General features: G+C 57.0%; 20 protein-coding genes, 1 tRNA gene and 1 pseudogene. 11 read left to right on the top strand and 11 right to left on the bottom strand.

The window, feature by feature from the left end:
• Positions 1–10: 10 nt before the first annotated feature.
• The gene (locus EQV93_RS19040; RefSeq protein WP_122786049.1) at positions 11–355 is read left to right on the top strand and encodes an MmcQ/YjbR family DNA-binding protein; all 345 of its coding nucleotides are present in this window, start codon (positions 11–13) and stop codon (positions 353–355) included.
• Positions 356–358: 3 nt separating this feature from the next.
• On the opposite strand, the gene EQV93_RS19035 is transcribed toward EQV93_RS19040, so the two are convergent.
• Together EQV93_RS19035 and EQV93_RS19030 are read right to left on the bottom strand one after the other, a co-directional pair.
• Positions 359–742: a DUF1294 domain-containing protein gene (locus EQV93_RS19035; RefSeq protein WP_240892234.1), complete on the bottom strand. Its 384-nt coding sequence runs from the start codon at positions 740–742 to the stop codon at positions 359–361.
• A 44-nt stretch (positions 743–786) separates the two neighbouring features.
• Positions 787–1,617, bottom strand: coding sequence for an undecaprenyl-diphosphate phosphatase (locus EQV93_RS19030; protein WP_122786048.1), 831 nt, complete (start codon positions 1,615–1,617; stop codon positions 787–789).
• Between the two features lie 268 nt (positions 1,618–1,885).
• On the opposite strand from EQV93_RS19030, the pseudogene EQV93_RS22565 reads away from it, so the two are divergent.
• Both EQV93_RS22565 and EQV93_RS22560 read left to right on the top strand, forming a co-directional pair.
• A pseudogene (locus tag EQV93_RS22565) lies at positions 1,886–2,662 on the top strand (cache domain-containing protein); the annotation flags it as partial.
• Positions 2,663–2,785: 123 nt separating this feature from the next.
• A complete protein-coding gene (locus EQV93_RS22560) occupies positions 2,786–3,520 on the top strand; it encodes a methyl-accepting chemotaxis protein (protein ID WP_425281173.1) in 735 nt (244 codons plus the stop codon).
• 38 nt (positions 3,521–3,558) lie between these two features.
• On the opposite strand, the gene EQV93_RS19020 is transcribed toward EQV93_RS22560, so the two are convergent.
• The 5 genes from EQV93_RS19020 to EQV93_RS19000 all read right to left on the bottom strand — a co-directional run bounded on the left by EQV93_RS19020 (position 3,559) and on the right by EQV93_RS19000 (position 8,691).
• The gene (locus EQV93_RS19020) at positions 3,559–4,743 is read right to left on the bottom strand and encodes a sugar transporter (RefSeq protein WP_122785939.1); all 1,185 of its coding nucleotides are present in this window, start codon (positions 4,741–4,743) and stop codon (positions 3,559–3,561) included.
• A gap of 368 nt (positions 4,744–5,111) precedes the next feature.
• The gene (locus EQV93_RS19015) at positions 5,112–5,648 is read right to left on the bottom strand and encodes a DUF4174 domain-containing protein (protein ID WP_240892179.1); all 537 of its coding nucleotides are present in this window, start codon (positions 5,646–5,648) and stop codon (positions 5,112–5,114) included.
• A 182-nt stretch (positions 5,649–5,830) separates the two neighbouring features.
• Positions 5,831–6,397 carry a DedA family protein gene (locus EQV93_RS19010; RefSeq protein ID WP_122785936.1) on the bottom strand — a complete coding sequence of 189 codons (567 nt, stop codon included), beginning with the start codon at positions 6,395–6,397 and terminating at the stop codon, positions 5,831–5,833.
• A gap of 33 nt (positions 6,398–6,430) precedes the next feature.
• Positions 6,431–7,477 (bottom strand): DMT family transporter, encoded by a 1,047-nt coding sequence (locus EQV93_RS19005; RefSeq protein WP_122785935.1) that lies wholly within the window; start codon positions 7,475–7,477, stop codon positions 6,431–6,433.
• A 290-nt stretch (positions 7,478–7,767) separates the two neighbouring features.
• Positions 7,768–8,691 (bottom strand): LysR family transcriptional regulator, encoded by a 924-nt coding sequence (locus EQV93_RS19000; protein ID WP_240892178.1) that lies wholly within the window; start codon positions 8,689–8,691, stop codon positions 7,768–7,770.
• A gap of 106 nt (positions 8,692–8,797) precedes the next feature.
• On the opposite strand from EQV93_RS19000, the gene EQV93_RS18995 reads away from it, so the two are divergent.
• Positions 8,798–9,781: an aldo/keto reductase gene (locus EQV93_RS18995; RefSeq protein ID WP_122785929.1), complete on the top strand. Its 984-nt coding sequence runs from the start codon at positions 8,798–8,800 to the stop codon at positions 9,779–9,781.
• An 89-nt stretch (positions 9,782–9,870) separates the two neighbouring features.
• Positions 9,871–10,863: an aldo/keto reductase gene (locus EQV93_RS18990; protein ID WP_146387569.1), complete on the top strand. Its 993-nt coding sequence runs from the start codon at positions 9,871–9,873 to the stop codon at positions 10,861–10,863.
• A gap of 77 nt (positions 10,864–10,940) precedes the next feature.
• On the opposite strand, the gene EQV93_RS18985 is transcribed toward EQV93_RS18990, so the two are convergent.
• From EQV93_RS18985 to EQV93_RS18975, 3 genes are read right to left on the bottom strand one after another with little or no spacing between them, the layout of a single operon-like run.
• On the bottom strand, positions 10,941–13,151 hold the full coding sequence (locus EQV93_RS18985) for a xanthine dehydrogenase family protein molybdopterin-binding subunit (protein ID WP_240892177.1): 2,211 nt from the start codon (positions 13,149–13,151) through the stop codon (positions 10,941–10,943).
• A gap of 12 nt (positions 13,152–13,163) precedes the next feature.
• Positions 13,164–14,147 carry an FAD binding domain-containing protein gene (locus tag EQV93_RS18980; RefSeq protein WP_240892176.1) on the bottom strand — a complete coding sequence of 328 codons (984 nt, stop codon included), beginning with the start codon at positions 14,145–14,147 and terminating at the stop codon, positions 13,164–13,166.
• Positions 14,147–14,827, bottom strand: coding sequence for a (2Fe-2S)-binding protein (locus tag EQV93_RS18975; RefSeq protein WP_240892175.1), 681 nt, complete (start codon positions 14,825–14,827; stop codon positions 14,147–14,149). Before EQV93_RS18975 ends, EQV93_RS18980 begins: the two co-directional genes overlap by 1 nt.
• 236 nt (positions 14,828–15,063) lie before the next feature.
• Between EQV93_RS18975 and EQV93_RS18970 the strand changes: the two genes are divergently transcribed.
• The gene (locus EQV93_RS18970) at positions 15,064–15,219 is read left to right on the top strand and encodes a hypothetical protein (RefSeq protein WP_158636762.1); all 156 of its coding nucleotides are present in this window, start codon (positions 15,064–15,066) and stop codon (positions 15,217–15,219) included.
• A 105-nt stretch (positions 15,220–15,324) separates the two neighbouring features.
• Positions 15,325–15,409 (top strand) — tRNA-Leu (locus EQV93_RS18965).
• Positions 15,410–15,507: 98 nt separating this feature from the next.
• Here the strand turns inward: EQV93_RS18965 and EQV93_RS18960 are convergent.
• Complete coding sequence (locus EQV93_RS18960; protein ID WP_240892174.1) at positions 15,508–16,863, bottom strand: MFS transporter; 1,356 nt, start codon at positions 16,861–16,863, stop codon at positions 15,508–15,510.
• A gap of 148 nt (positions 16,864–17,011) precedes the next feature.
• On the opposite strand from EQV93_RS18960, the gene EQV93_RS18955 reads away from it, so the two are divergent.
• The 4 genes from EQV93_RS18955 to EQV93_RS18940 form a co-directional block, all read left to right on the top strand.
• Positions 17,012–17,599 (top strand): flavin reductase family protein, encoded by a 588-nt coding sequence (locus tag EQV93_RS18955; protein WP_240892173.1) that lies wholly within the window; start codon positions 17,012–17,014, stop codon positions 17,597–17,599.
• A 213-nt stretch (positions 17,600–17,812) separates the two neighbouring features.
• On the top strand, positions 17,813–19,846 hold the full coding sequence (locus EQV93_RS18950; protein WP_240892172.1) for a type VI secretion system Vgr family protein: 2,034 nt from the start codon (positions 17,813–17,815) through the stop codon (positions 19,844–19,846).
• Complete coding sequence (locus EQV93_RS18945) at positions 19,836–20,576, top strand: DUF4123 domain-containing protein (protein WP_240892171.1); 741 nt, start codon at positions 19,836–19,838, stop codon at positions 20,574–20,576. Before EQV93_RS18950 ends, EQV93_RS18945 begins: the two co-directional genes overlap by 11 nt.
• Positions 20,573–22,796: DUF6531 domain-containing protein (locus EQV93_RS18940; protein ID WP_240892170.1), on the top strand; the 2,224-nt coding region annotated here is incomplete at its 3' end. The genes EQV93_RS18945 and EQV93_RS18940, both read left to right, overlap by 4 nt.

The raw sequence follows: 22,796 nt of genomic DNA, 5'->3' as shown, positions 1-22,796 counted from the left end.
GAAAAACAGCATGACCAAACACCAGGTCGCGGAGTTCTGCCGCAGCTTGCCGGGAGTCAAAGAAGACGTCAAATGGGGCGGGGTTGAAGTGTTTTATATCGACCAGAGCAAGATGTTTGCCCTGTTTAATCTGAACAGCAACGGTCTCTCGTTCAAAGTCGATAAAGACTTGTTCCTGGGCTATGTCGATCGGCCCGGCATACGCCCGTCGCCATATCTGGCGCGGGCGTACTGGATCAATATGCAGGCGCCCTACCCGATGGGTGCTGAGGAACTGCAAGACTTGCTGCGACGTTCCCATCAACTGGTGGTCAGCAAACTGCCGAAAAAGCGTCAAATCGGCTTGCTGCTTTAATCCCTAGTGCTTGAAGATGTTCAGGTACAGCACGTCTATCCACACCGCTTGATGCGCGGCTACGATCAGCCAGAACCACAGTTGATACGACAGCTTGCGGGTTTTATGACGAAATACCTGCTGGGCCAACAAAGCACCCGGCCAGCCGCCCAGCAGCTCAATGGCATGCAGGGCCTTTTCGGGAATTCGCCACTCGCCCGCTTTTGCCTGTCGCTTGTCGTAGCCATACACCCCGAACGCCAACCCACTGGCGACTACATAGGCCAGTAACGGCAAGCCACTCGAACCCTTCACATACAGGCTCAATGCGCCACCGAGCGGCAATGCACACAGCAGCACGAACACAAGCAGTTTGAGTTTCACGCCACGAATTGGCGTGGCCGCCAGCCCTGGCCCAGTGCTGGACGTACGCCGTGGTTGTGCGCTGTTTTTCACGCGGAGGCCGCAGACCAGTCAATCCAGCCAAACTGCCAGGTGGCCAGAATCAACAACCCGAAAGCGATGCGATACCAAGCGAAAACGGCGTAGCTATGGTTGGAAATAAACTTGAGCAATGCCCGCACGGCAATCATCGCGAAGATAAACGAGGTGATGAAACCGATCGCAAACACCGGCAAATCATCCGGCTGGAACAGATGACGGTATTTGTAACCCGAGTACACCGCCGCGCCCACCATGGTCGGCATTGCCAAAAAGAATGAAAACTCAGTAGCGGCTTTACGCGACAAGCCAAACAGCAGCCCCCCAATAATGGTAGAGCCGGAGCGGGACGTGCCGGGGATCATGGCCAGACACTGGGCAAAACCGATCTTCACCGCGTCTTTCCAGGTCATGTCGTCCACAGTTTCTGCGCGAATCACATGCTGACGGCGCTCGGCCCACAACATGATCACACCGCCCACGACCAGAGCTGTAGCCACCGTAATCGGGTTAAACAGGTACTCGTGGATCACATCCGCAAAAATCACCCCCAGCACCACGGCTGGAAGTACCGCGATGATCAAATTGACAGTGAACCGCCGCGCCTGGGGTTGCGTGGGCAAACCTATGACCACGTCGAGGATCTTGCGACGGAATTCCCAGACTACAGCCAGAATGGCACCCAGTTGAATAATGATGTTGAACGCCATGGCGCGCTCGCCACCGAAATTCAGCAAGTCCGCGACAATGATTTGGTGACCGGTGCTGGAAATCGGCAAGAATTCCGTCAGGCCTTCCACTACACCGAGTATCAACGCCTGTGCGGCAGTCCAAAGATCCATCATTCCCCCATAAAGCTCTGCCTCATGCAGAGCGGATTAGTCTTGATTAAATGTGTGCACCTGGAAGAGCGACAAACAAGTCCTGCGCCTTTAACGGTGCTTAAAACCTGTCATGTATCAATAAAGATTCAGCTTTGCCAATTGCGGCCGAGATCCTATCAGACACGTCGGTCTTTAGCTGCTATGCATGTGCAGTCTTCATCTTGCATACGCAGGCAGAACGCAGTTCGTTGCACTACCAAAAGAATAAAAAAGGAGTTTTGCTTTTATGAATACCTTACGCAGGTTATCCATCAGCCGACGTCTAGGCCTGATTCTGGTTGTATCAATGGGCATGTTACTGGCACTGGGCCTGTTGATGTTGAAGCAGATACATGACGACTTGTATGAAGGCAAAGCTCAGAAAACCCGCCATGTCGTGCAAGCCGTCAGTGGTGTGCTCGCCTATTACCACGGTCTGGAAACTTCGGGCACATTGACTAAAACCGCCGCCCAGCAACAGGCACTCACGGTGATCAGCCAACTGCGCTATGACCATGACGATTACTTCTGGATCAATGACCTGCGGCCTTTTATGGTCATGCACCCCACAAACCCCAAGCTGGATGGCAAGGACTTGTCGTCCATCAAAGATCCTGACGGCATCGCGCTGTTCAGTGAGATGGCCACTGTCGCTAAAACCAAAGGCCAGGGCGTGGTCGATTACCGCTGGCCAAAACCGGGTGCACAGGACCCGGTGCAAAAGACGTCTTATGTGCAATTGTTCGAGCCGTGGGGCTGGGTCATTGGCTCCGGGGTATATATCGACGATATGCAGGCCGAGTTTGCAGCACAAGCCTGGAAAGCAATGTGGGCAGGCCTTGGCATTGCACTGATCATGGTTTCACTGGTGACCCTGATAGCGCGCAGTATCGTTCGCCCTTTGCGGGAAGCGGTATTGGCCATGGCCAATATTGCCAGTGGTGAAAGCGACCTGACCCGTAGCCTCGACACCCATGGCCGTGATGAGATCACGCAACTGGGCCAGCATTTCAATGCTTTCACCCAGAAACTACGCACGCTGATCAGCCACTTGCAAGGCACAGCCACGGCGCTCGAGCAGTCGTCTACGGCATTGGGCAACGACGCCAGCGAGGCGCAACAGCGCTGCCAGCATCAAGCCTTGCAAATGGAACAAGTGGCAACAGCCATTAACGAAGTCACCTACGCCGTGCAAGAAGTCGCTAAAAACGCCGAACACGCGGCCAATGAAATGAGCGGCGCGCAAGGGCAGGCACAACTGGGGCAACAGAACATTGACAGCAGTTTGCAACATATTGGCCAGTTGTCGAACACCATCAATGAAGCGGTCGAAGTCATTCGCACGCTCGCCACGCAGAGCGACGAAATAGGCAGTGTGCTTGAAGTTATCCGCTCCATCGCCGAGCAAACTAACTTGCTGGCCCTCAATGCAGCCATTGAAGCGGCTCGCGCAGGGGAACAGGGCCGGGGATTTGCAGTAGTGGCGGATGAAGTGCGATTGCTGGCGCAACGCACTCAGAAATCCACCGCGCAGATTCAGACCATGATCGAAGGTCTTCAGGCGCACTCCGAAGCAGCGGTCAATGTCATCAGCAGCAGCCGTCGCGCGTCCCAAACGACCATTGAGCACGCAACACAAGCCGGACAAAGCCTGACCAGCATTGGTCAGGCATTAAGCACGCTCAATACACTCAACACCACCATTGCCAGCGCCACCTTGCAACAAGCCCACGCAGTGGAAGACATCAACCAGAATGTCACCCAGGCCGCGGGCCTGTCGCAAAGCACCGCCCAGGCAGCGGAGCAATCGAGCGAGGCAAGCGTGCATTTGAAAACCTTGAGCGTTCAACTCAACAGTTTGCTGCGTCAATTCAAGGTGTAAAGAACCCTGCGGGCGGGCCAGTGAAGGCCCGCGACAGGTCAGGTTGGCTCACCTGCCCGCTGCAATCGGTACATCGTCCAGCCATACGCAGCCAGCGCCAGACCGGCCAGGACGCCACCTACCAGACCGATCCAGGCAAACCCAAAATGGCTGCCCACCGCGCTGCCCAACAGTGCCCCGCCGCCAATACCGATGTTGTAGATGCCTGAGAACATGGCCATTGCCACATCGGTTGCGTCGGGTGCCAGGCTCAATACTTTGGATTGCATCGCCAAGCCGAAGGCCATGATTGCCATGCCCCACACCACACTCAAAACGCCCAGAGACTCGACCCACCCACTCGCTGGCAAGAGCAGCAACAGGCACAGAGCCAGTAACCCCACAGCGGTGAGTAAAAAGCCTTGCGGGCTGTACTTGTGGAACCAGCTGAAGCACAGCGAGCCGATAATACCGGCGCCGCCAAACAGCAGGAGGATCAATGTGACCGTACTGCCACTCATGCCAGCCACGCCTTGAACGAACGGCTCGACGTAACTGTAAGCGGTGAACTGCGCCGTGATGACCACAGCCGTCAGCACATACACCGCCACCAGCGCGGGTCGTTTGAACAACACCGGCAGGCTTCTGAGTGAGCCAGAGTTCTGGCTCGGCAGTAAGGGCAACGTGCGGGCTAGCCAGAACACCAGCACAGCAGCCAGACCGGCAATCACCAAAAAGGTCGTGCGCCACCCCATCGCCTCACCCAGCAAGCGACCCAACGGCACGCCCAACACCATCGCCAGTGATGTGCCGGTGGCCAGCAAACCCAATGCCTGCACCTGCTTGCCTTCCGGGGCCAGACGCACCGCAAGCGATGCGGTAATGGACCAGAACAGTGCATGGGACAACGCTACCCCGATGCGGCTGACTAACAACAGACCAAAGCTGTTGGCCAGGCTCGAGACCACATGGCTGGCGATAAATAACCCGAACAGACTCAGCAGTAGCTTGCGTCGCTCGACATTGCGGGTGACCAGCATGATAGGCAATGAAGCCAGGGAAACCACCCAGGCATAAATAGTGAGCATGAGCCCGACATTGGCGGAGCTCATGTCAAAACTGGCGCCGATCGCGCTCAGCAGCCCAACAGGCACAAATTCAGTGGTGTTGAACACAAAAGCGGCCAGCGCCAGTGCGATGACCGGTTGCCAATTGGCCTTGGAGGTAGAGATGGAGTCACTCATTTAAGGGGGGCACTGCTCGCTATCGATGATCTAACAGGCCCATGACTTGATTTCTCCAGCCTGAACCACATGTGACGGCATTCTATAGAGAACTCTGAAACCTGTTGATGAACATCTGTGCAGCATTTGTGGCATTTTGCCGCACCCTCAATCTCGCCACTGAAAACATCAGTCATGACTGCGCGCAGTCGCCGGGTAAACGGTATGTCAGCAGCTCCTGCAAGCGTGTACTCGAAACATTGCGTTTTGACTACACGCTTTTCACGCCACTTTCACATCAAGACGTCTAAGTTGAACTCACTCCTTTAGTGAATCCCATTTGGCCTGCCCCCCCGCAGGCCTTTTTTTTGCTTGCCGCTTTCGTCTCTTCAATCACTCAAAGGGACAGGCTCTTTGGCTGGCTTTGCCGATTTACCGGCCTTGCTGGCAGGTGGCTTTTTCTCGGGCGTCACGACGTCAACTTTGGCTTGCGATTCTTTCTCGGCCATTGGCATCGCATCAACGATTTTGAACAATTCCTTGAGGTCGACATCCCCCTCTTGCTCTACCTTCTTTTCGCCGTCTTTGCCGATCAGAATGACTTTGGCTTTATCTCTGATCATTCCAGGCTTGAGTCCGCGAAGAAGCGACATCGTACTTTGAGGTTCAAGCCCTTTATCGTCACGCTTGCCGTCAATGTTAACAATCGTATAGAGCACCATGTCGCGCTCGGTAAACGCTTGTTTTGTAGCCGGGTCTGCGAGTTCTTTGGTAATTTCCTGCAAAGTAGGATCGGCCGTTGAACGGGCAAAAATGACTAAGGGGCGAAACTTTCCACGGTCTTGCTCGAGAGGGCTTGCTACTTCTACGGCCTGTACTGCGCCAGACACAAGCAAGCTCGCTAGGATCCACAAACGGATAAACATCCTGACCTCCATTGAGTATCGGGCGGGCTTCATAGATGGTGGTACCGACAACCGCTCGAACACCTGATACTGCCGCGCTATCAAAAGCTTAGGCCAAGTGTTTCAACACGCAACCGGTTCACGGACTTTGCCTTCCATGCAGACGCTTTGCAACTGCAGACAAACACTGCATGAGAGGGGTATTACTTTTTGGCCCGGTAATGCCGAACCACAGCAATCACTGCCATCAACCCGACAACCCCCAGTGCAATGGGCAGGCGGTAGGTTTTGAGATCGCCCAATATCCGTTCCAGAAACTCCCCTGCGCCGTAGCCGACACTGGCAAACAGTGTTGCCCAGACCACCGCCCCCAACAGATTGATGCAGGTAAATTTGACCGGCGACACCCTGCTTGCACCAATCACTAGAGGCCCCACCAGCCGCATGCCATACAGAAACCGCACTGAAAAAATCGATACCAGCGGATGTTTGTTGATCAACTGCGTGACCTTGTCAATCATTGCTTGTTGCTTATGCAGTCGCGGCAACAGTCGAGCACCAAAGTAGCGACCGAGCCAAAACAACAATTGATCACCCAGCATCCCGGCCAGGCTGGCATACCCGATAACCGGCAATAACTTGAGTACATGCTGATGGGCTGCCATGCCTCCCAGTATCAGGATGGTTTCGCCTTCGAGAAGGCAGCCTATAAAAATCGCCAGATACCCATAGGTCGCCAACAAATAATTGAAATCGATATGCTCGAACATGCGCGCTCTGTAACTCCCAAAGTGATAACGGTGTCAGTGCCGGTGACGATGATGGATATCAGGAAAGTGTGGATGGTTATGCCTGATCGCTTGATGAACATGGGGGTGGGTGTGAGGCTCATTGGCCGGCACCTCCTGCGCGTGTTCATGCTGGTGATGTTCGTCATGACGGTGCCGATGAGTGTGTGCGTGTTCTTTGTGCTGATGGCTATGATCATGGCGTTCGGTAAGGTGCAACCACACGCCCGCCACCATGAACGCTGCGGCCAGCCAGAACAGCCATGACACCGACTCGCCCAGCAGCACAATTGACACCGCAGCGCCCAGAAAAGGCGCCGTCGAAAAATACGCGCCGGTTCGGGCGGCGCCCAAGCCTCGCAATGCCAGCACAAATAGAACCAGACTGACTCCGTAGCCCAGAAAACCAATCAACAACGTCGGGCTCAACACACCAATGGCCGGGACCTGTGCCCCCAGGCTCAGTGCAATTGCACAATTCACCAACCCGGCAAACAAGCCTTTGGCCCCGGCGATATACAGTGCATCCGACGCCGATACTTTTCGCGTCAAGTTGTTGTCTATCGCCCAACATAAGCACGCCAACGCAACGGCCACCGGCCCAAACCATGAATGAACCCCGGATGCTGCTTGCCCGGTAGGCCATGACAGCACAATGCCTCCGGCAATAATGGCAAGCATGCCGAGCACCACTCTACGATCGGCATTTTCCCTGAATACCACCCATGCCAGCAGCGCCGTCAGCACCGGTTCCAGATTCAGCATCAACGACGCCGTGGCGCCGCTGGTGCGGGTCAAACCAAACATCAGCGCGACGGGCCCAAGAATGCCGCCGAACACAATTGCGCCCACCAGCCAGGGCCACTCGCGGGCAGTAAGCCCCGACTTTGCCCAGCCACGGTCGCGTACTACGCGTACCAATAGAAGGCCCAAGCCACTGCCCAAATACAGCAAACCGGCCAACATGACGGGCGGAATCTGCGTCCCCAACACCTTGGCCAGCGGCGTACTGGCACCAAACAGCGCAGCCGCTGCCAAGGCGTAAATTACACTTGTATTCATCTCGACCACTTTTGTTCAGACGTGCAAGCAGACTAGCCTAACAATCGAAGGGTGAACTTTCGCGTGGCAAACAAACCCGGAGCAGGGTTTAGAACCTAGTGCAACCCGAACAGGTAACCGATCCTTTGGGTGCGCTGGGGCAAACACCGGCAGCGATTTCTTGATGGACGGAGGCGTTACCGCACAGTATTGGTACGCAGAGTAACGCCAACACCCTGTCGGCCAATGCAAAACAATGCCCCCTTGATCCATTCATTAACAGGCTCAAGGGGTATGCCGCAGCCAACCGCTCAGCACGTGCCGGGCGGGTATGACGCTTGACCGCGAGCCCATTCGCGTACAGCGTCAGCGAACATTCGCAGCGCCATTGGCGGGTGCCGGTTGGCGGGATAGTACAGGCACGGCCCTGGGTAGTACGGCCCCCAGTCTGGCAACACATGCACCAAGTGACCGGCTTGCAGATGCTCCTTGACTTGATATTCCGGCAGCCACGCTATGCCAATGCCCGCCAGCGCAGCTTCTGTCATCAAATTCAGGTTATCCATCGTCATGGGCCCATCGACATCAACGCTGGCTGTTCTGCCCAGATGGCTTAAATCCCAGCGAAACAAGGTGCCGCTCGCAAAACGAAAGCGAATGCAGCGGTGTGCCTTGAGGTCATGGGGTGCTTGGGGTTGCGGGTGATGTAGCAGGTACTGCGGGGAAGCAACGGCTGCAAAACGTACATCGGGCCCGAAACGCACCGCGATCATGTCACGCGGCACGTCGTCATACAGGCGAATGCCCGCGTCGAAGCCATCAGCGACGATATCGACCAAGCGACTGTCAGCGATGCATTCGATATGAATCTGCGGGTTGTCCCGCAAAAAACCAGGCATCACGTGACGAATCAGCGGCTTGAACGATGACTCCGATGCGCTAAGCCGTATCGTGCCTGAAGGGGTATTGCGCTCGGAGGTCACTTCGTTGACCGCGGATTCAAGATCGCCCAACAGCGGCTGTACGCGCTTGAACAATTGCTCCCCCGCCTCTGTCAGCGCAACCGAACGTGTTGTGCGGTTAAACAGGCGTAGCTCCAGTCGGGATTCAAGACCCCGCAGCGAATGGCTAAGCGCTGAAGCCGACACACCAAGAATCTTGGCGGCGCCGCTAAAGCTGCGTTGCTCAGCAATGGCGATAAAGGCTGTTAACTCAGGAAGTCCAGCACGGATCATTTGTGAATTCTCCTCAGGTGCCCATGAAGCAAAGTGCCAATTGTTGAGCTATACACAGGAATCTAAAGTGTACCCATCAGTTACTTGCTTGCGAAGGAGACATATCATGCAGAAACGTCATTTAGGCAAAAGTGGTTTGGAAGTCTCGGCCATTGGCTTGGGCTGCATGGGCCTGAGCTTCGCTTACGGCCCCGCGCTTGAACACAAGGCTGCTGTGACCCTCATTCGAGATGCTTTCGACAAGGGGGTTAACTTCTTCGACACAGCCGAGGCTTATGGTCCCTACACCAACGAACAATTGCTGGGTGAAGCGTTGGCGCCGATCCGGGATAAAGTCGTGATCGCAACCAAGTTCGGTTTTAAAAACGGAGTGCCTGACGAAGGACTCGATAGTAGGCCCGAAACAATCAAGGCGGTGGTTGAGGCTTCGCTGAAGCGGCTCAACACTGACCGCATCGAGCTGCTCTACCAACACCGTGTTGACCCTCAGGTTCCGATTGAGGACGTCGCGGGCGCAGTGAAACAACTGGTTGAAGAAGGCAAAGTGTTGCACTTCGGGATGTCAGAGGCCGGGCCTGATGCAATCCGCCGCGCTCACGCCGTGCTACCCGTCGCGGCCCTGCAAAGCGAGTATTCCTTGTGGTGGCGCGAACCTGAAGAGCAGATCTTGCCGTTACTTGAAGAACTCGGAATCGGTTTCGTTCCCTTCAGCCCGCTGGGCAAAGGCTTCCTGACCGGAGCCATTGATGCTAACACCCAGTTCGCGGATGACGACTTTCGTAACATAGTGCCGCGCTTTACCGAAGAGAACCGCAAGGCCAATGCGCAACTGGTAGAGCTGCTGGGTCAGATCGCCGAGGGTAAAGGCGCAACACGAGCCCAGATTGCTTTGGCTTGGCTGTTGGCGCAGAAGCCCTGGATAGTGCCCATACCGGGTACGACCAAGTTGAATCGACTGGAAGAGAACATCGGAGCTGCTAGCCTCGTTCTGAACAACGATGACCTCTCTGCCATTGCTTCTGCTTTGAAGCAGATCAAGATCGTAGGTGATCGTTACCCGGCTCATTTGCAGAAGAACGTTAACCGCTAACGGCAGCCACATACCCTGTAAGTCCAACGTGATTGCGTGGCCTGCAGTTTAATTGCGCCTCAGACTCCCCCTTTACTCGGAGCACTATGATGAAGACCAGAACGCTAGGCGAAGGACTTACGGTTTCGGCGTTGGGCCTGGGATGCATGGGCATGAGTTCTGCCTATGGCCCGGCACCGGATGCTCAAGAGATGATCAAGCTGATCCGCACGGCGCATGAGCAAGGCGTTACGCTGTTCGACACAGCGGAAGCTTACGGCCCGTTTGCCAACGAAATACTGTTAGGCAGCGCACTGGCGCCAATCCGAGACAAGGTGGTCATTGCCACCAAGTTCGGCTTTGACATTGACCTGGAAACGGGCGAGCGACGCGCCGGCACAAACAGCCGTCCAGAGCATATAAAGGCTGTCGTAGAAGCATCTCTGAAGCGCCTGCGCACCGACCGAATTGATCTGTTGTACCAGCACCGTGTTGACCCTGCAGTTCCAATTGAAGAAGTTGCTGGCACGGTGCAGCAGCTCATTGCAGAAGGTAAAGTCGGGCACTTCGGACTTTCGGAAGCAGGTGTCCAGACCATTCGCCGTGCCCACGCGGTGCAAAAAGTCACTGCCGTTCAGAGCGAGTACTCACTGTTCTGGCGTGAGCCGGAGCACGAGTTGTTGCCCTTGCTCGAAGAGCTGCATATTGGCTTCATGCCGTTCAGTCCACTGGGTGCGGGATTCTTGACCGGCAAGATTGACGAGAACACGACCTTCGATCCAACGGACTTTCGCAATTGCGTCCCCCGCTTCACTCCTGAAGCACGCCGTGCCAATGCAGCGCTGGTCGTGGCGATCAAACGAATAGCCGACCGCAAAGGCGCAACACCTGCGCAAATTGCCCTGGCCTGGTTGCTTGCGCAAAAAAACTGGATTGTGCCTATTCCCGGTACCACCAAACAGCACCGCCTTGAAGAAAACCTGGGTGCCGTCGACCTCGAACTGACACAAGACGATCTTCAGGAGATCAATTCAGAAACCTCAAAAATTCAGGTGCAGGGTGAGCGATTGCCTGAGGCTGCCATGAAAATGGTCGGGCGATAACAATAATCGCCCTCAACACAGCCGCCAGAGAATGAGCCCCGATGCTGGCCGACACTTAAACAGACCCGCATCGATGCTCAAATCGTCATCAGTTTTTCCTTGGTGATCGGCAAGCTGCGAATGCGTTTTCCAGTGGCGTGGAAGACCGCATTGGCCACTGCCGCCGCCAGTCCTGTCACCCCGATTTCGCCGATACCTCGTGCCCCGAACTCACTGAGGTTGTAGTCCGGGTAATCCAGCAGAATGACATCGATATCGGGCAAGTCGGCCAGTACGGGCACCACGTATTCGGCGAAGTTATTGTTGACCGGCATACCGCTACGGGGGTCATTTTCCGAGGCTTCGAACAGCGCCATGCCCAACCCCATGATGATCGCGCCTTCCACCTGATTACGCGCCGCCAGAGGGTTAACCACCTGGCCCACATCGATGGCACTGACCACCCGGACTACGCGCAGTCGGGAAATGCCTGGATCCCAGCGCACCTCAACAAAGTGTGCGCCAAAAGAACGATAGGAAAAGTCGCCGCCCTTGGCCCCGCTCTGGAAGTTGCCCTCAGCGCGAGCGAGACGCTGATGGCGCAGTACCTCGGCGAAACTCACCCGCTGATTACCTTTAATCAGATGTCCATTTTCAACGACAAGGCTTTTGGCTTCGCTCCCTGAAAGCAGCCCTGCGCTCATCACGGCGTACTCCCGCAGCTTGGCCAGCGCTTCTCTTGTGGCGCCGGCGATAGCTGGCAGGATACTGGCCGTGGCCCAGGAACCACCGGCCAGAGCACCCGGCGGGAATGTGGAACTACCCAACTCAACCTCTATACGCTCGAACGGCAGTCCGGTCAGCTGAGCGACAGTCTGCGCAACCACCGTGTAAGTACCCGTACCGATATCCTGCTGGCCGCATTGCACCAACGCGCTGCCGTCCGCCCGAATGATCACTCTGGCGTCAGTTGGCACCTGGTACGCTTCCCAGTTGCATGCACCCATGCCATAGCCAATGACTTCATCACCGTCGCGCATGGCTCCGACCGCTGTGTTGCGTGCATGCCAGCCAAATCGCTCGGCGGCGGTATCAATCGCCTCGGGCAGATGATTACTCGACCATTCCAGGTTAAGGCTTTCGTCTCGCGTGGCCAGATTCAGCTTGCGAAACGCCAGCGGATCCATACCGCGCAGCAGCGCTAATTCGTCGATCGCCGACTCCAGGGCAAACAAACCAGGTGCTGCACCGGGTGCACGCATTGATGTGGGCGTGCCTCGATTAAGCGGGCTGTTCTTGTGACTCACCAGCACATTGGCACAGGAATAAAGACTACGAGTGACACCGCCGCATGCTTCCGTGTAGGCATCAGTGGTCGAGGTGCTGTTGAACGACTCGTGTCGGATCGACACCAGTTTGCCGTCGCCATCAGTGGCAAGACGAATACGCTGCAAGGTTTCAGGGCGGTGCCCGGCGGTTGTAAACATTTGCGCGCGAGGCAGCATCAACTGCACCGGCCGCTGCACAACCCTGGCCGCGGCGCAGGCGGCTATCGAGTGAGGCCACGGCCACAGTTTGCTGCCAAATCCGGAACCGATGAAGGGAGCATGCACTTCAACGCGGTCTGGAGGGAGGTCGAAAACATTGGCCAATACATTGCGGTGATTGACCACCCCCTGCGTGCCCTCGTAGACATACAACTTACCGTCGCGCCAATACGCAGTAGTTGCGTGCATCTCCATCGGGCTATGGGTTTCTACCGGCGTGGTATAGCTCTGATCCAGACGCGTGGTTGCGGTCTGCCAGGCAGCATCCGGTTCACCGCGACGGTGTCCGCGCCCTCCTTCATGAGCGCCCTTTTGCCGCAGTGCATCTTTGAGGTTGGTGATGGCCGGGCTTTGGGCATATTCGACCTTGACCTGATGCGCTGCCGCTCGGGCCTGCTCGAAGGTATCCGCCACGACTAAAGCTACAAACTGGCCTGGATAGGCAACCCTGTCATCCTCGAAAGGCAAACGTCGCTCTTCGACCTTGGCGGCGCTGAGAATGTCCTCGAATGTGATGGCGACATCGGGTGTGCGGTGCAGTGCGGGGAAGTTGGCGTGGTGCAGAACGGCAATCACACCCGGCATCGCGCGGGCCTGAGAGTCCTCGATGGTCACGACCCGGCCATTGGCGATCGTGCTGTACACGCCGTAGGCATAGGCCATATTCGGAAATGAATGGTCTGCAGCATAGCGTGCTGCCCCCGTGACCTTGAAGCGCCCGTCGATACGCTTGTACGGTTTGCCGATTATGGTCTGGTTCATCAGAGTGCGTTCCTATGCTGTCAGATCGCGAAGATTGCGCGTCACGACCTGTTGGCCGAGCGGGATTTTGAAGGCGTTGTGCTCGTATGCGCGGGCGCCCTGCATGGCGTCATTCCCGACCTGCGTAAACACCTCCCTATCGGCTTTCTGCCCCACCAGGGCTCGTTCAGCTTCGAGGGCTCGCCAAGGCTTGGTAGCCACCCCGCCCAAGGCAATTCGTGCCTCAGTAATACGTTGCCCATCCATCACGACAATGACCGCACTCGAGGCCAGCGCGAACTGATAGGAATCTCGGTCACGCAGTTTCAGATAGGCCGAACGACTGTTTGCCAGCGGTGCATCGAGGGTTACATGGGTGATCAGTTCATGGGGCTGCAGCGCATGTTCGAGCCAGGGTGTCTGGCCCGGCAGCAGATGGAAATCGCTGAAGGGAATCTCGCGCACCCCGTTCGGGCCCTGTACCGTCACCTGTGCGCCAATGGCGGTCATTGCCACACACATATCCGAAGGATGGGTCGCGATGCAGTGCTCGCTGGTACCGAGCACGGCGTGGACACTGCGATTGTGGCCTCCAATCGCCGCACAGCCGGATCCGGGGTTGCGCTTGTTGCAGGGAGAAATACCGTCGCGAAAATAGTTGCAGCGCACACGCTGCATGACATTGCCCCCCGTGGTGGCCTTGTTGCGAAGTTGCGTTGAGGCGCCGGCCAGAATCGCCTGAGACAACACGCCATAGTGCGCAAGAATCAACGGATGACTCGCCAGTTCGGTATTGCTGACCAGCGCACCAATGCGCACGCGGCCATCGGCAAGTGGCTCGATTTGCTTGAGCGTGAGGTGATTGATATCCACCAGACGGTCGGGTTGCATGACATCAAGCTTGACCAGATCCAGCAGTGTAGTGCCACCAGCCAGATAGAACGGCTGACCCGGTGCGGCATGGCTGCTGATGGCCTGAGCAGGTGATTGCGCTCGCGCATAGTCAAAGGTACGCATCAGACTGCCCCTCCCATCTTGCCCCGTGCCGACTGAATCGCCGCGAGGATGTTCTTGTAGGCACCGCAGCGGCAAATATTGCCGCTCATGGCTTCCTTGACGCTGGCATCATCAGTGCCGATGTTGGGGTCATTGAGCAAGGCCACAGCGCTCATGATCTGGCCTGAAGTGCAATAGCCGCATTGGTAGGCATCGTGATCCCAAAAAGCCTCCTGTACCGGGTGCAAATCGTCACCCCGGGATAAGCCTTCAATCGTGGTGATGTTGTCTCCATCGTGTTGCAGGGCAATTGAAAGGCAGGCATTTATCGCGACACCATTGACCAATAACGTGCACGCGCCGCACTGGCCGTGGTCGCAGCCTTTCTTGGTGCCGGTCAGTTGCAGGCGGTCACGCAAGACATCCAGCAAAATCGCGTTGGCCGGAACATTGAGCGAGTGAGATTGCCCATTCACCGTCATTTGGACACGTTGCTCACCGATTTTGGGTGCTCCCTCCTTTTCGATGACGGGGAGTGTCAGCTGAGCAGCAACAACGCTTTCAGGGATCCAGGTCGATACGGTGGCTGCTGCGATTCCCGAAACGCCAAACTTGAGAAAGTTACGCCGCGAAGGTGTAACGCCGGATAGCGCCGCAGCAGGTGAGCCTTCGGGTTTGTCTAAATCTTTAATTTCAGTCATCAGGTTTCACCTTTAATGGGCGACGCCAGGTGGATGGCAACGTGCGCTGAGAATCAAAAGGCCTTTGTATAGTCGTCGACGAACGACTCGTACCGTTTGGTTTTGTTGCTGCATCGAGCCGACACCGGCAGTCATTATTTGGAATAACAGGGATAACCCGGCGTTCGAATGTAGCCTTTACTCAATTAGTTGATTAGTAGGTAGATTCCACATAACCCCATGAGCGGGACTCATCAATGCTTCTGGAACAGCCCGTACTCGCAGGTGATCGCTTGCGCAGAAAAGGTTTTTGGTCTGTTTGGGTGCATCTGATGGACAAGCCTTTGAGCTTCGGTGTCGTACCCGAGGATGTAGGCTTTGACGTCCGTACACGTCAGAACTTCCAACGCTGACCCGGTAAAATTAATTTTCCTGGCCATTGCACGTCGCATCTCAGCTAAGTGGTTGATTTTGACTTTGTTTTGATGTTCAATAGCCGCCTGCTTTACCGCGACATCGCCCCGATGGTGAAATTGGTAGACACACCGGACTTAAAATCCGTCGCAGAAATGTGTGCCGGTTCGACTCCGGCTCGGGGCACCATCTAACTTAACCCACCCTTATTTCCGTCATCAGCGTCTAACGGCACTGGTGTTTTTTGCTGTCTGCGAATTGGCATTCACCACCTGAAGCAACTGCCCCTACAGCGCCTGCTCAAGCAAAACGCCCCCCTCATTGTCTGTCGACACCTCATGCAGTGAAATCCTTGAAGTCTCCGGCAGCGCCATTCCTCCCGCCAACGCGAGCAGTGCGACCGCCATCAGATAAAACGCCGGCGACAGATTGCTGCCCGTGGTTGTGATCAGCCATGTCGCCACCAAGGGTGCAGTGCCACCAAACAAGGTGTAAGCCATGTTGTAGGTGATGGCTGAGGCGGTATAGCGCGTTCGCGTAGGAAAGGTTTCCGAGAGCAAGGCGGCCGTCACCACGCCACACAATACCGCGCCCGTCGCTAACAGCATCACGCCGATCACTGACGCGGCAAACGCGCCGGAACTGGCCATCAGAAACGATGGATATACCGCCACGATCAGCAGCGCACACGCCGTGAAAACGGTGGCACGTCGCCCTACCCGATCCGAATAAAGCCCGGCCAGCGGGCAGATCGCAGCGGCAAAAATAAGCGCAATCAACGATACCAACAACGCCGTGGCGCGGCTCAAGCCTCCTACGACTTGCAGGTACGTCGCAAAGTAGGTGGTAAACATATAAAACGACAGCGCTGTGAGCGACACAAACGCGCCCAGGCAACAGATAGCCGCGCCGTGGTTGCGCAAGGTTTCCTTGAGCGGTGAATGAGCCACCGCGTGCTCCTGAGCCACCGCCTTGAACGCCGGCGTTTCATCCAGCTTGCTGCGCATATACAGCCCCACCAGTCCCAATGGCGCCGCAATCAGAAATGGCACCCGCCAGCCCCAGTCCGCCATCGTCTGTGCCGACAACGACGCCTCCAGCCCATAAGCCACCACGGCCGCTGCCGCAAACGCACTAAAAGTCGACACGGGTAAAAAACTGCCATACCAGGCCCGTTTGTCGTGGGGTGCGTGCTCCATCAGGTAGGCACAGGCCCCCGCGTATTCGCCACCGGCGGAAAAGCCTTGAGCACAACGGATCAACGTCAACAGAATCGGCGCTAAAACCCCGATAGCCGCATAAGTGGGCAGCACACCGATCAAAGTGGTGGCCCCGGCCATCAATAAAATGGTCATTGCCAGTGTGCGTTTACGGCCAATCCGATCGCCCAGCATGCCGAAGAAAATCCCGCCCAGCGGCCTGAATGCAAAAGCCACTGCAAAGACCGCAAAGGTTTTGAGCAAGGCGGCACTTGCATTGCCACTGGGGAAAAACTGTTGAGCAATGGTGGTCGCCAGAAAGCCGTAAATAGCGAAATCAAACCACTCAACAAAATTACCGATAGCGGCCGCAACAATCACTTTTCTCAGGGTTTTAGGGCTGACTTCTGGGGCGTACGGGCGGGTCATATTGAACCTCGGCATTTCATGACTGATCCTTGAATTATCGGGCCAGCGACTAAAATGTCCTGCTCCAAACCTGTCATCGGCATAGTCAGCACCGACGCAAGTCAGTTCAATTGAGTAACATCGCCAGCCCTGCCTGACACTGACATCCCTTCAAGGAACTTCTATGGACTCGCACATTGCAACCGTCCCCCTGGACAAGGCTTACCGACTGATCAACCACGGCCCTACGATTTTGGTGTCGGCCCAACACAACGGCGTACAAAACGTCATGGCCGCGTCGTGGGCCTGTGCACTGGATTTTTCCCCGCCCAAGCTGACTGTGGTGCTCGACAAATCCGTCAAAACCCGCGAATTGATTGAACACAGTGGTTTTTTTGTCATTCAGGTACCAACCGTGGCCCAGTTGGAACTGACCAGCCGCGTGGGCAGCACCAGCCTTACCAGCGACCCGGACAAACTTACTCATTGCGGGGTCGACCTCTTCGCAATCGAAGACCTGCCAATGCCATTCGTGACCGGTTGCTCGGCCTGGCTGGCCTGCGCACTGATCCCCGAACCACACAACCAGAACACTTACGACCTGTTTATCGGCGAAGTGATCGGTGCGTGGGCCGATACTCGCGTGTTCAAGGACGGCCACTGGCACTTTGAAACGGCCGACCCTGCCTGGCGTAGTCTGCACTACATTGCGGGCGGCCATTATTACGCCACCGGCGAAGCCCTGGATGTGAGCGACAACACGCAATCCTGAACCCTTGACTCCCGTCGTCGCGGCCAATCAAACAAGGCCGCGTCCGACAACTCTCGCCCTAAAATAATTATTCCTACCTGATATTCGCCCTAATCCTCACACCTGAAAGAGCCATCCTACAGCCAGCTCCAGTACCGCCTTGCACACTTGCGCGACCTTAAAGAGTTCTGATGCTCACTGCCTTCAGAACGTGCGCTTTGCAAGGAACCACAGATGTCACGTTCACTGTCCCAGTCTCGCTTCAGCCTGAGCATTGAAGGCTCTGGCGCCGATTTCCAGGTTCTCTCTTTCACCGGCGATGAAGGCATTAGCACGCCTTACCGCTTCGAGGTGGTACTGGTCAGCGAGCGTGCCGACCTCGACCTTCAGAGCCTCTTGCATCAACCGGCCTTTCTGGCCTTTTCATCCGACGGTACGGGTGTCCACGGGCAGATCAGCGAGATTGCCCAAGGCGACAGCGGCAAACGCCTGACCCACTACACCCTGACGCTGGTGCCGCAGCTTGACGTTTTGCGTCATCGAACCAATCAGCGGATTTTCCAGCACCAAACCGTCGAGCAGATCATTGGCCAGATCCTCGAAGAGCACGGCATTTTCAGTGATCGTTATCGGTTCATCCTTGAGACCCACTACACGGCACGCGATTACTGCGTGCAATATCAAGAAAGTGATCTGCACTTCATCCAGCGCCTGTGCGAAGAAGAAGGCATCCACTACCACTTCAGGCACACCTCCAACAGCCACCACCTGTGGTTTGGCGACGGCCAGAGCCTCTTTCAAAAAATCACTCCCCCCACGCCCTTCCACGGTGACAGTGGCCTGGTGCCGGACTCGCCATCGGTTAACGCGTTCCATGTCGGCCTGCAAACCTGCGTCACCCGCAGCACATTGCGCGATTACGAGTTTCAAATGGCCAGCCGCCAACAGCTGGCCGACGCTGGCCCCGACCATACCAAACGCCAACCCGACCTCGAAGACTACCGCTACCCCGGTCATTTCAATCACGAGCAGCGCGGCAAGTTGCTCAGCCAGCGCGCCCTGGAACGACACCGTATCGAGTATCGCCAGGCCAGCGGAAAAAGTGATCAGCCCGCGTTGATCACGGGCCATTTCCTCGATTTGGCCGAACACCCGCAAACGGCCTGGAATGACCTTTGGCTACTGACCAAAATCACCCATGAAGGCAAACAACCGCAAGCACTAGAAGAGTCCGCTGCACACCCGGCGCTCATACCTGCAGACGGATTCGTGCAGGGCTACCGCAACACCTTTGCCGCCACCCCTTGGGACGTGTTTTACCGCCCGGCCCTCAAGCACCCTAAACCCTGTGTGCTGGGTGCACAGACTGCCCGTGTATGCGGCCCGACAAATGACGAAGTGCATTGCGACGCCTTTGGCCGGGTAAAGGTGCAGTTTCATTGGGACCGTGAAGGCCAAAGCGACGATCACAGCAGTTGCTGGCTACGGGTTGCCTCCCGCTGGGCTGGGGACCGCTTTGGCTCGGTGATGGTGCCGCGGGTGGGCATGGAAGTGCTGGTGCATTTTTTGGAGGGTAATCCCGATCAGCCGGTTCTTTCATCTTGCCTGCCAAACAGCCTCAACCCTACGCCCTGGCCATTGCCTGCGAATAAAACCCGTAGCGTCCTGCGCAGCCGCAGCACACCGGGCGGTGGCGGTTACAACGAGCTGCATATCGAAGACCGCACAGGCGCCGAAGTGATCTACCTGCACGCCCAACGCGACCTTGAACAGCACATCAAAAACGACAGTCACCTGCAAGTCGATGGCGCTCGCAACGAACTCATCACGCGTGAACGTACCAGCGTGCTGATGGCCGAAGACCAGCGCACGGTCAGTGCCGACCGCAAGGTGCAACTGCTGGCCAACGACCATCGAGAGGTGGCTGTCAGCAGCCATACCCGAGTGGGTCAGGTCATGACCGTTGAAGCCGGGCAAGAAGTTCACCTCAAGGCAGGGGCCAGCCTGACCCTCGCCGCAGGCGCTGGCCTGAGCCTGACGGCGGGTGGTCAGCACGTGGTCATCAACGCGGCGGGCATCTACGCCAGTTCGCCGATCCTGCCCGGCGGCGCCCCTACCCCGGGCACACCCGCTTTGCCCGCCAACGCATCAGGCCTGGCGCCCCTGATCGCAGCCCTGCTGACCCCCAATCAAATCGACAGCCTGTCGCGCAGTGCGCCTTTTTGCGAAGAGTGCGAGCGCTGCAAAGGAGGTGTCTGTGACATCTGATGCAATCACCCCCCAGCAGTGGCTGGCCAAAACTCCGTTAAGGCCCGGCGAGCACCTCTACGCCGTCATCAGCTCCACCAGCACCGCCCAACCGCTGACGGCATGGCGCCAACATGAATCTCAACCCGCCGTGCCGTTGTGGGCCAACACGCCCTACGCCGACTGGCTGCCCGTGATGCCCTGGTTGCTGAGCCTGACCGGCACTGAAGCGTTTCTCAATTGGGCGGCACACACCGACGCGCAAGACTGGGGCTGGCTGGCCATTTCCAGCGCGCCGCCCGAGCTGATTGCCGAGCACCTGCGCGGCCTGACACAGGTATTTACAGCGCCGGACGACGCTGTTTTTTTCCGTTTCTGGGATGGCCGGTATTTCCTCACCGTCCTTCAGCAATTTGGCGAAACCACCTCAGACATATTGCCCGTGTTTGACCGCTTCTGGATCAACGGCCAACCCGTGGCTGTGGGTCAGGGGGCGAACCGCCCGGCACAGGCTTTCCCTTGGTGGCAGGTGCCTGAAGACCTGCTTTGCGCACTCGTGGAACAGGATTCAAGCAGCGTGATCGACAACCTGATGTGCCACCTGAAAGAAACAGCTCCCTTGCTCTACAACGCCACCGCTGAAAACGTCCTTCGCCAAAAAGCTGAGTCCTATCTAGCCACCACCGGCTCCGCCCTGAACTTCGACCACGCGCGTTTTACTGCCTACCTGCAACAGGAAATAGGTCAATGACTGACAGCATCCAGCCCGATGTACCCACCCTCCTGTTGCAACACAGAAACTGCCTGGCCGAGTACCGCCTGCAAACCTCAAAGTGGTACGGCGGCCTTATTGCTGCCGAACAAAAATTCAGTGCGGGTGACAGCGCCATCACCCGCAATATAGAGAGTAAAGGCCCGGCGATTCACTACGCCCAATGCAAGAAAGACGGCACGCTGACCTTGATTCATGCCTTCGAATCCGCGCACTTCGTGCCGATTGGCAACACCCCTGTACGTCTGACACCCCTGCGCTCAAAACCCCTGCGACCGGATAACTATGGCTTTGCCACCACCCTGGATACCGACGGCGAAGAACTCCACACCCACATCGACGACAGCGGCATAAAGCTGCTCGAAGGTTGCAAACCTGATCAGCGCTACCGCGTCACCTTCTACCCTCAGACCACACCGCAACAGATCGACGCCTATTTCGACTCCTACCAAGACCTGCTCAACGAACTCGGCGCCTGGCTCTCGCAGCAATGGAACAGCGAATTCCAGCCACTCTGGCGCGCCTACGACAACGCCAGTAATGCAGAGCAACTGCTGCTGCACGCACAGAGCGCCCTCAAGGGTTTTGGCGATACGCTGATCGGACTTTGGGACAGCCTCGTCAAACTGTTCGACCTCATCACGCACCCGAAAAAGAATCTCGAAAAACTCGCAGAGTTCCTTAACCCGACACAACTCGACGACCTCATAAACGCCTCGGCCCAATCGCTGCAAGCCGTCTATTTAGTCGCCAGTGACGAACCGCTGTTGTGGGCGTATTTCTCCACCTTCCAAGCCTGGCTGCAATTGCTGCCGCCACTCCTATGCACTGAAATGGTTACGCGCCTAACCAGCGAGGTGCTGATCGACATCCTGATCGGTGTTGTTCTAACCGGCGGGATGGGGCTGGCGGTGAAGTACACCGCCAAGGCCGTTAAAACGATCACCGTCACCGCCAAAGCCACCGACCTGCTGGACAGCTTTATTGACCTGCTGCTGCGCACCAGTAAAGCCCGCTCAACCCAGCATGCACACATCAGCAAACCCATCCTGCTGCACGCCGACGCGCCGCTGAACACCGGCACAAAAGGCAAGGTCGACATCACCCGCCAACCCGGCGACGGCCCCGACCAGTCACTGCTCGACACCACCCTGATGGTGCGCGGCAAACCCCAGACCTACACCGAAATCGTGCAAGTCCAGCACGTCGACGACGTCCCGGCACAATCGAAAAACCTTAACGATCAGCCCGCCGAACCGGCTGACAAAACCTGCACCCAAGGCTGCCCGGTGTCGATGGTCACCGGCGAAGAACTGCTGACCCTCACCGATGCCGTGCTCGATGGCGTGCTGCCTTTCGAGTGGACGCGCCTGTACCGCACCAGCGCCGTCGAAAGCCAAAGCAGCCTGGGTTTCGGCTGGAGCCACAGCCTGAACCATCGCCTGCAAGAAGACGGCGACGAACTGCTCTGGACCGATCACGAAAACCGCCAGACCCGCTTCCCGCGCCCCACCGCACATCGCCCGGCCATCACCAACAGCCTGGCCCGGGCCGCGATCTACCTCGGTGAAAAAGACGGCGAACTGATCCTCGCCCAAGCGGGCGCAACCCGCCGTTTCTACCACTTTCAAGACTTAAAACTGATCGCCATCAGCGACGCCTACGGCAACCGCCTGACCATCACCCATCGCGACGGTCGCCTGCACCGCATCGAAGACAAGTGTGAACGCGCCCTGATGCTGCGCTACCACAACAACCGACTGTGCGCCGTCGACTACCAGTACTACGACCACAGCCGCGAATTCATCGAACGCTCCGACGAACACTACGCCAAATACCGCGTGCGTTTAGAACGCTGGACCACCCTGCACACCCCCGTCTCCTACAGCTACAACGACGCAGGCCAACTGATCGGCGCCACCAACGCCCTGCAAGAAACCGAGCACTACCGCTACGACGCCGACCACGTCATCCAGGAACGGCAACTGGCCGGTGGCGCGACGTTTTACTGGGAGTGGCAACACCGCGGCAAACAGGCGCGCTGCATCCGCCACTGGAACAACTTCGGGCAAATGCACGCCCGCTATGAATGGGACGACGCCGGCACCGTCACCGTCCACCATCAGGACGGCAGCCGACAAATCTACGCACACGACAGCAACGCCCGCCTCGTCAGCCAGACCGACCCGGACGGCGCCA

This window comes from Pseudomonas sp. TMW22091 (assembly GCF_022496705.1).
Lineage (GTDB): Bacteria > Pseudomonadota > Gammaproteobacteria > Pseudomonadales > Pseudomonadaceae > Aquipseudomonas > Aquipseudomonas saxonica.
Note: the sequence above shows the minus strand (reverse complement) of the source record. Positions and strands in the feature narration are given on the sequence as shown.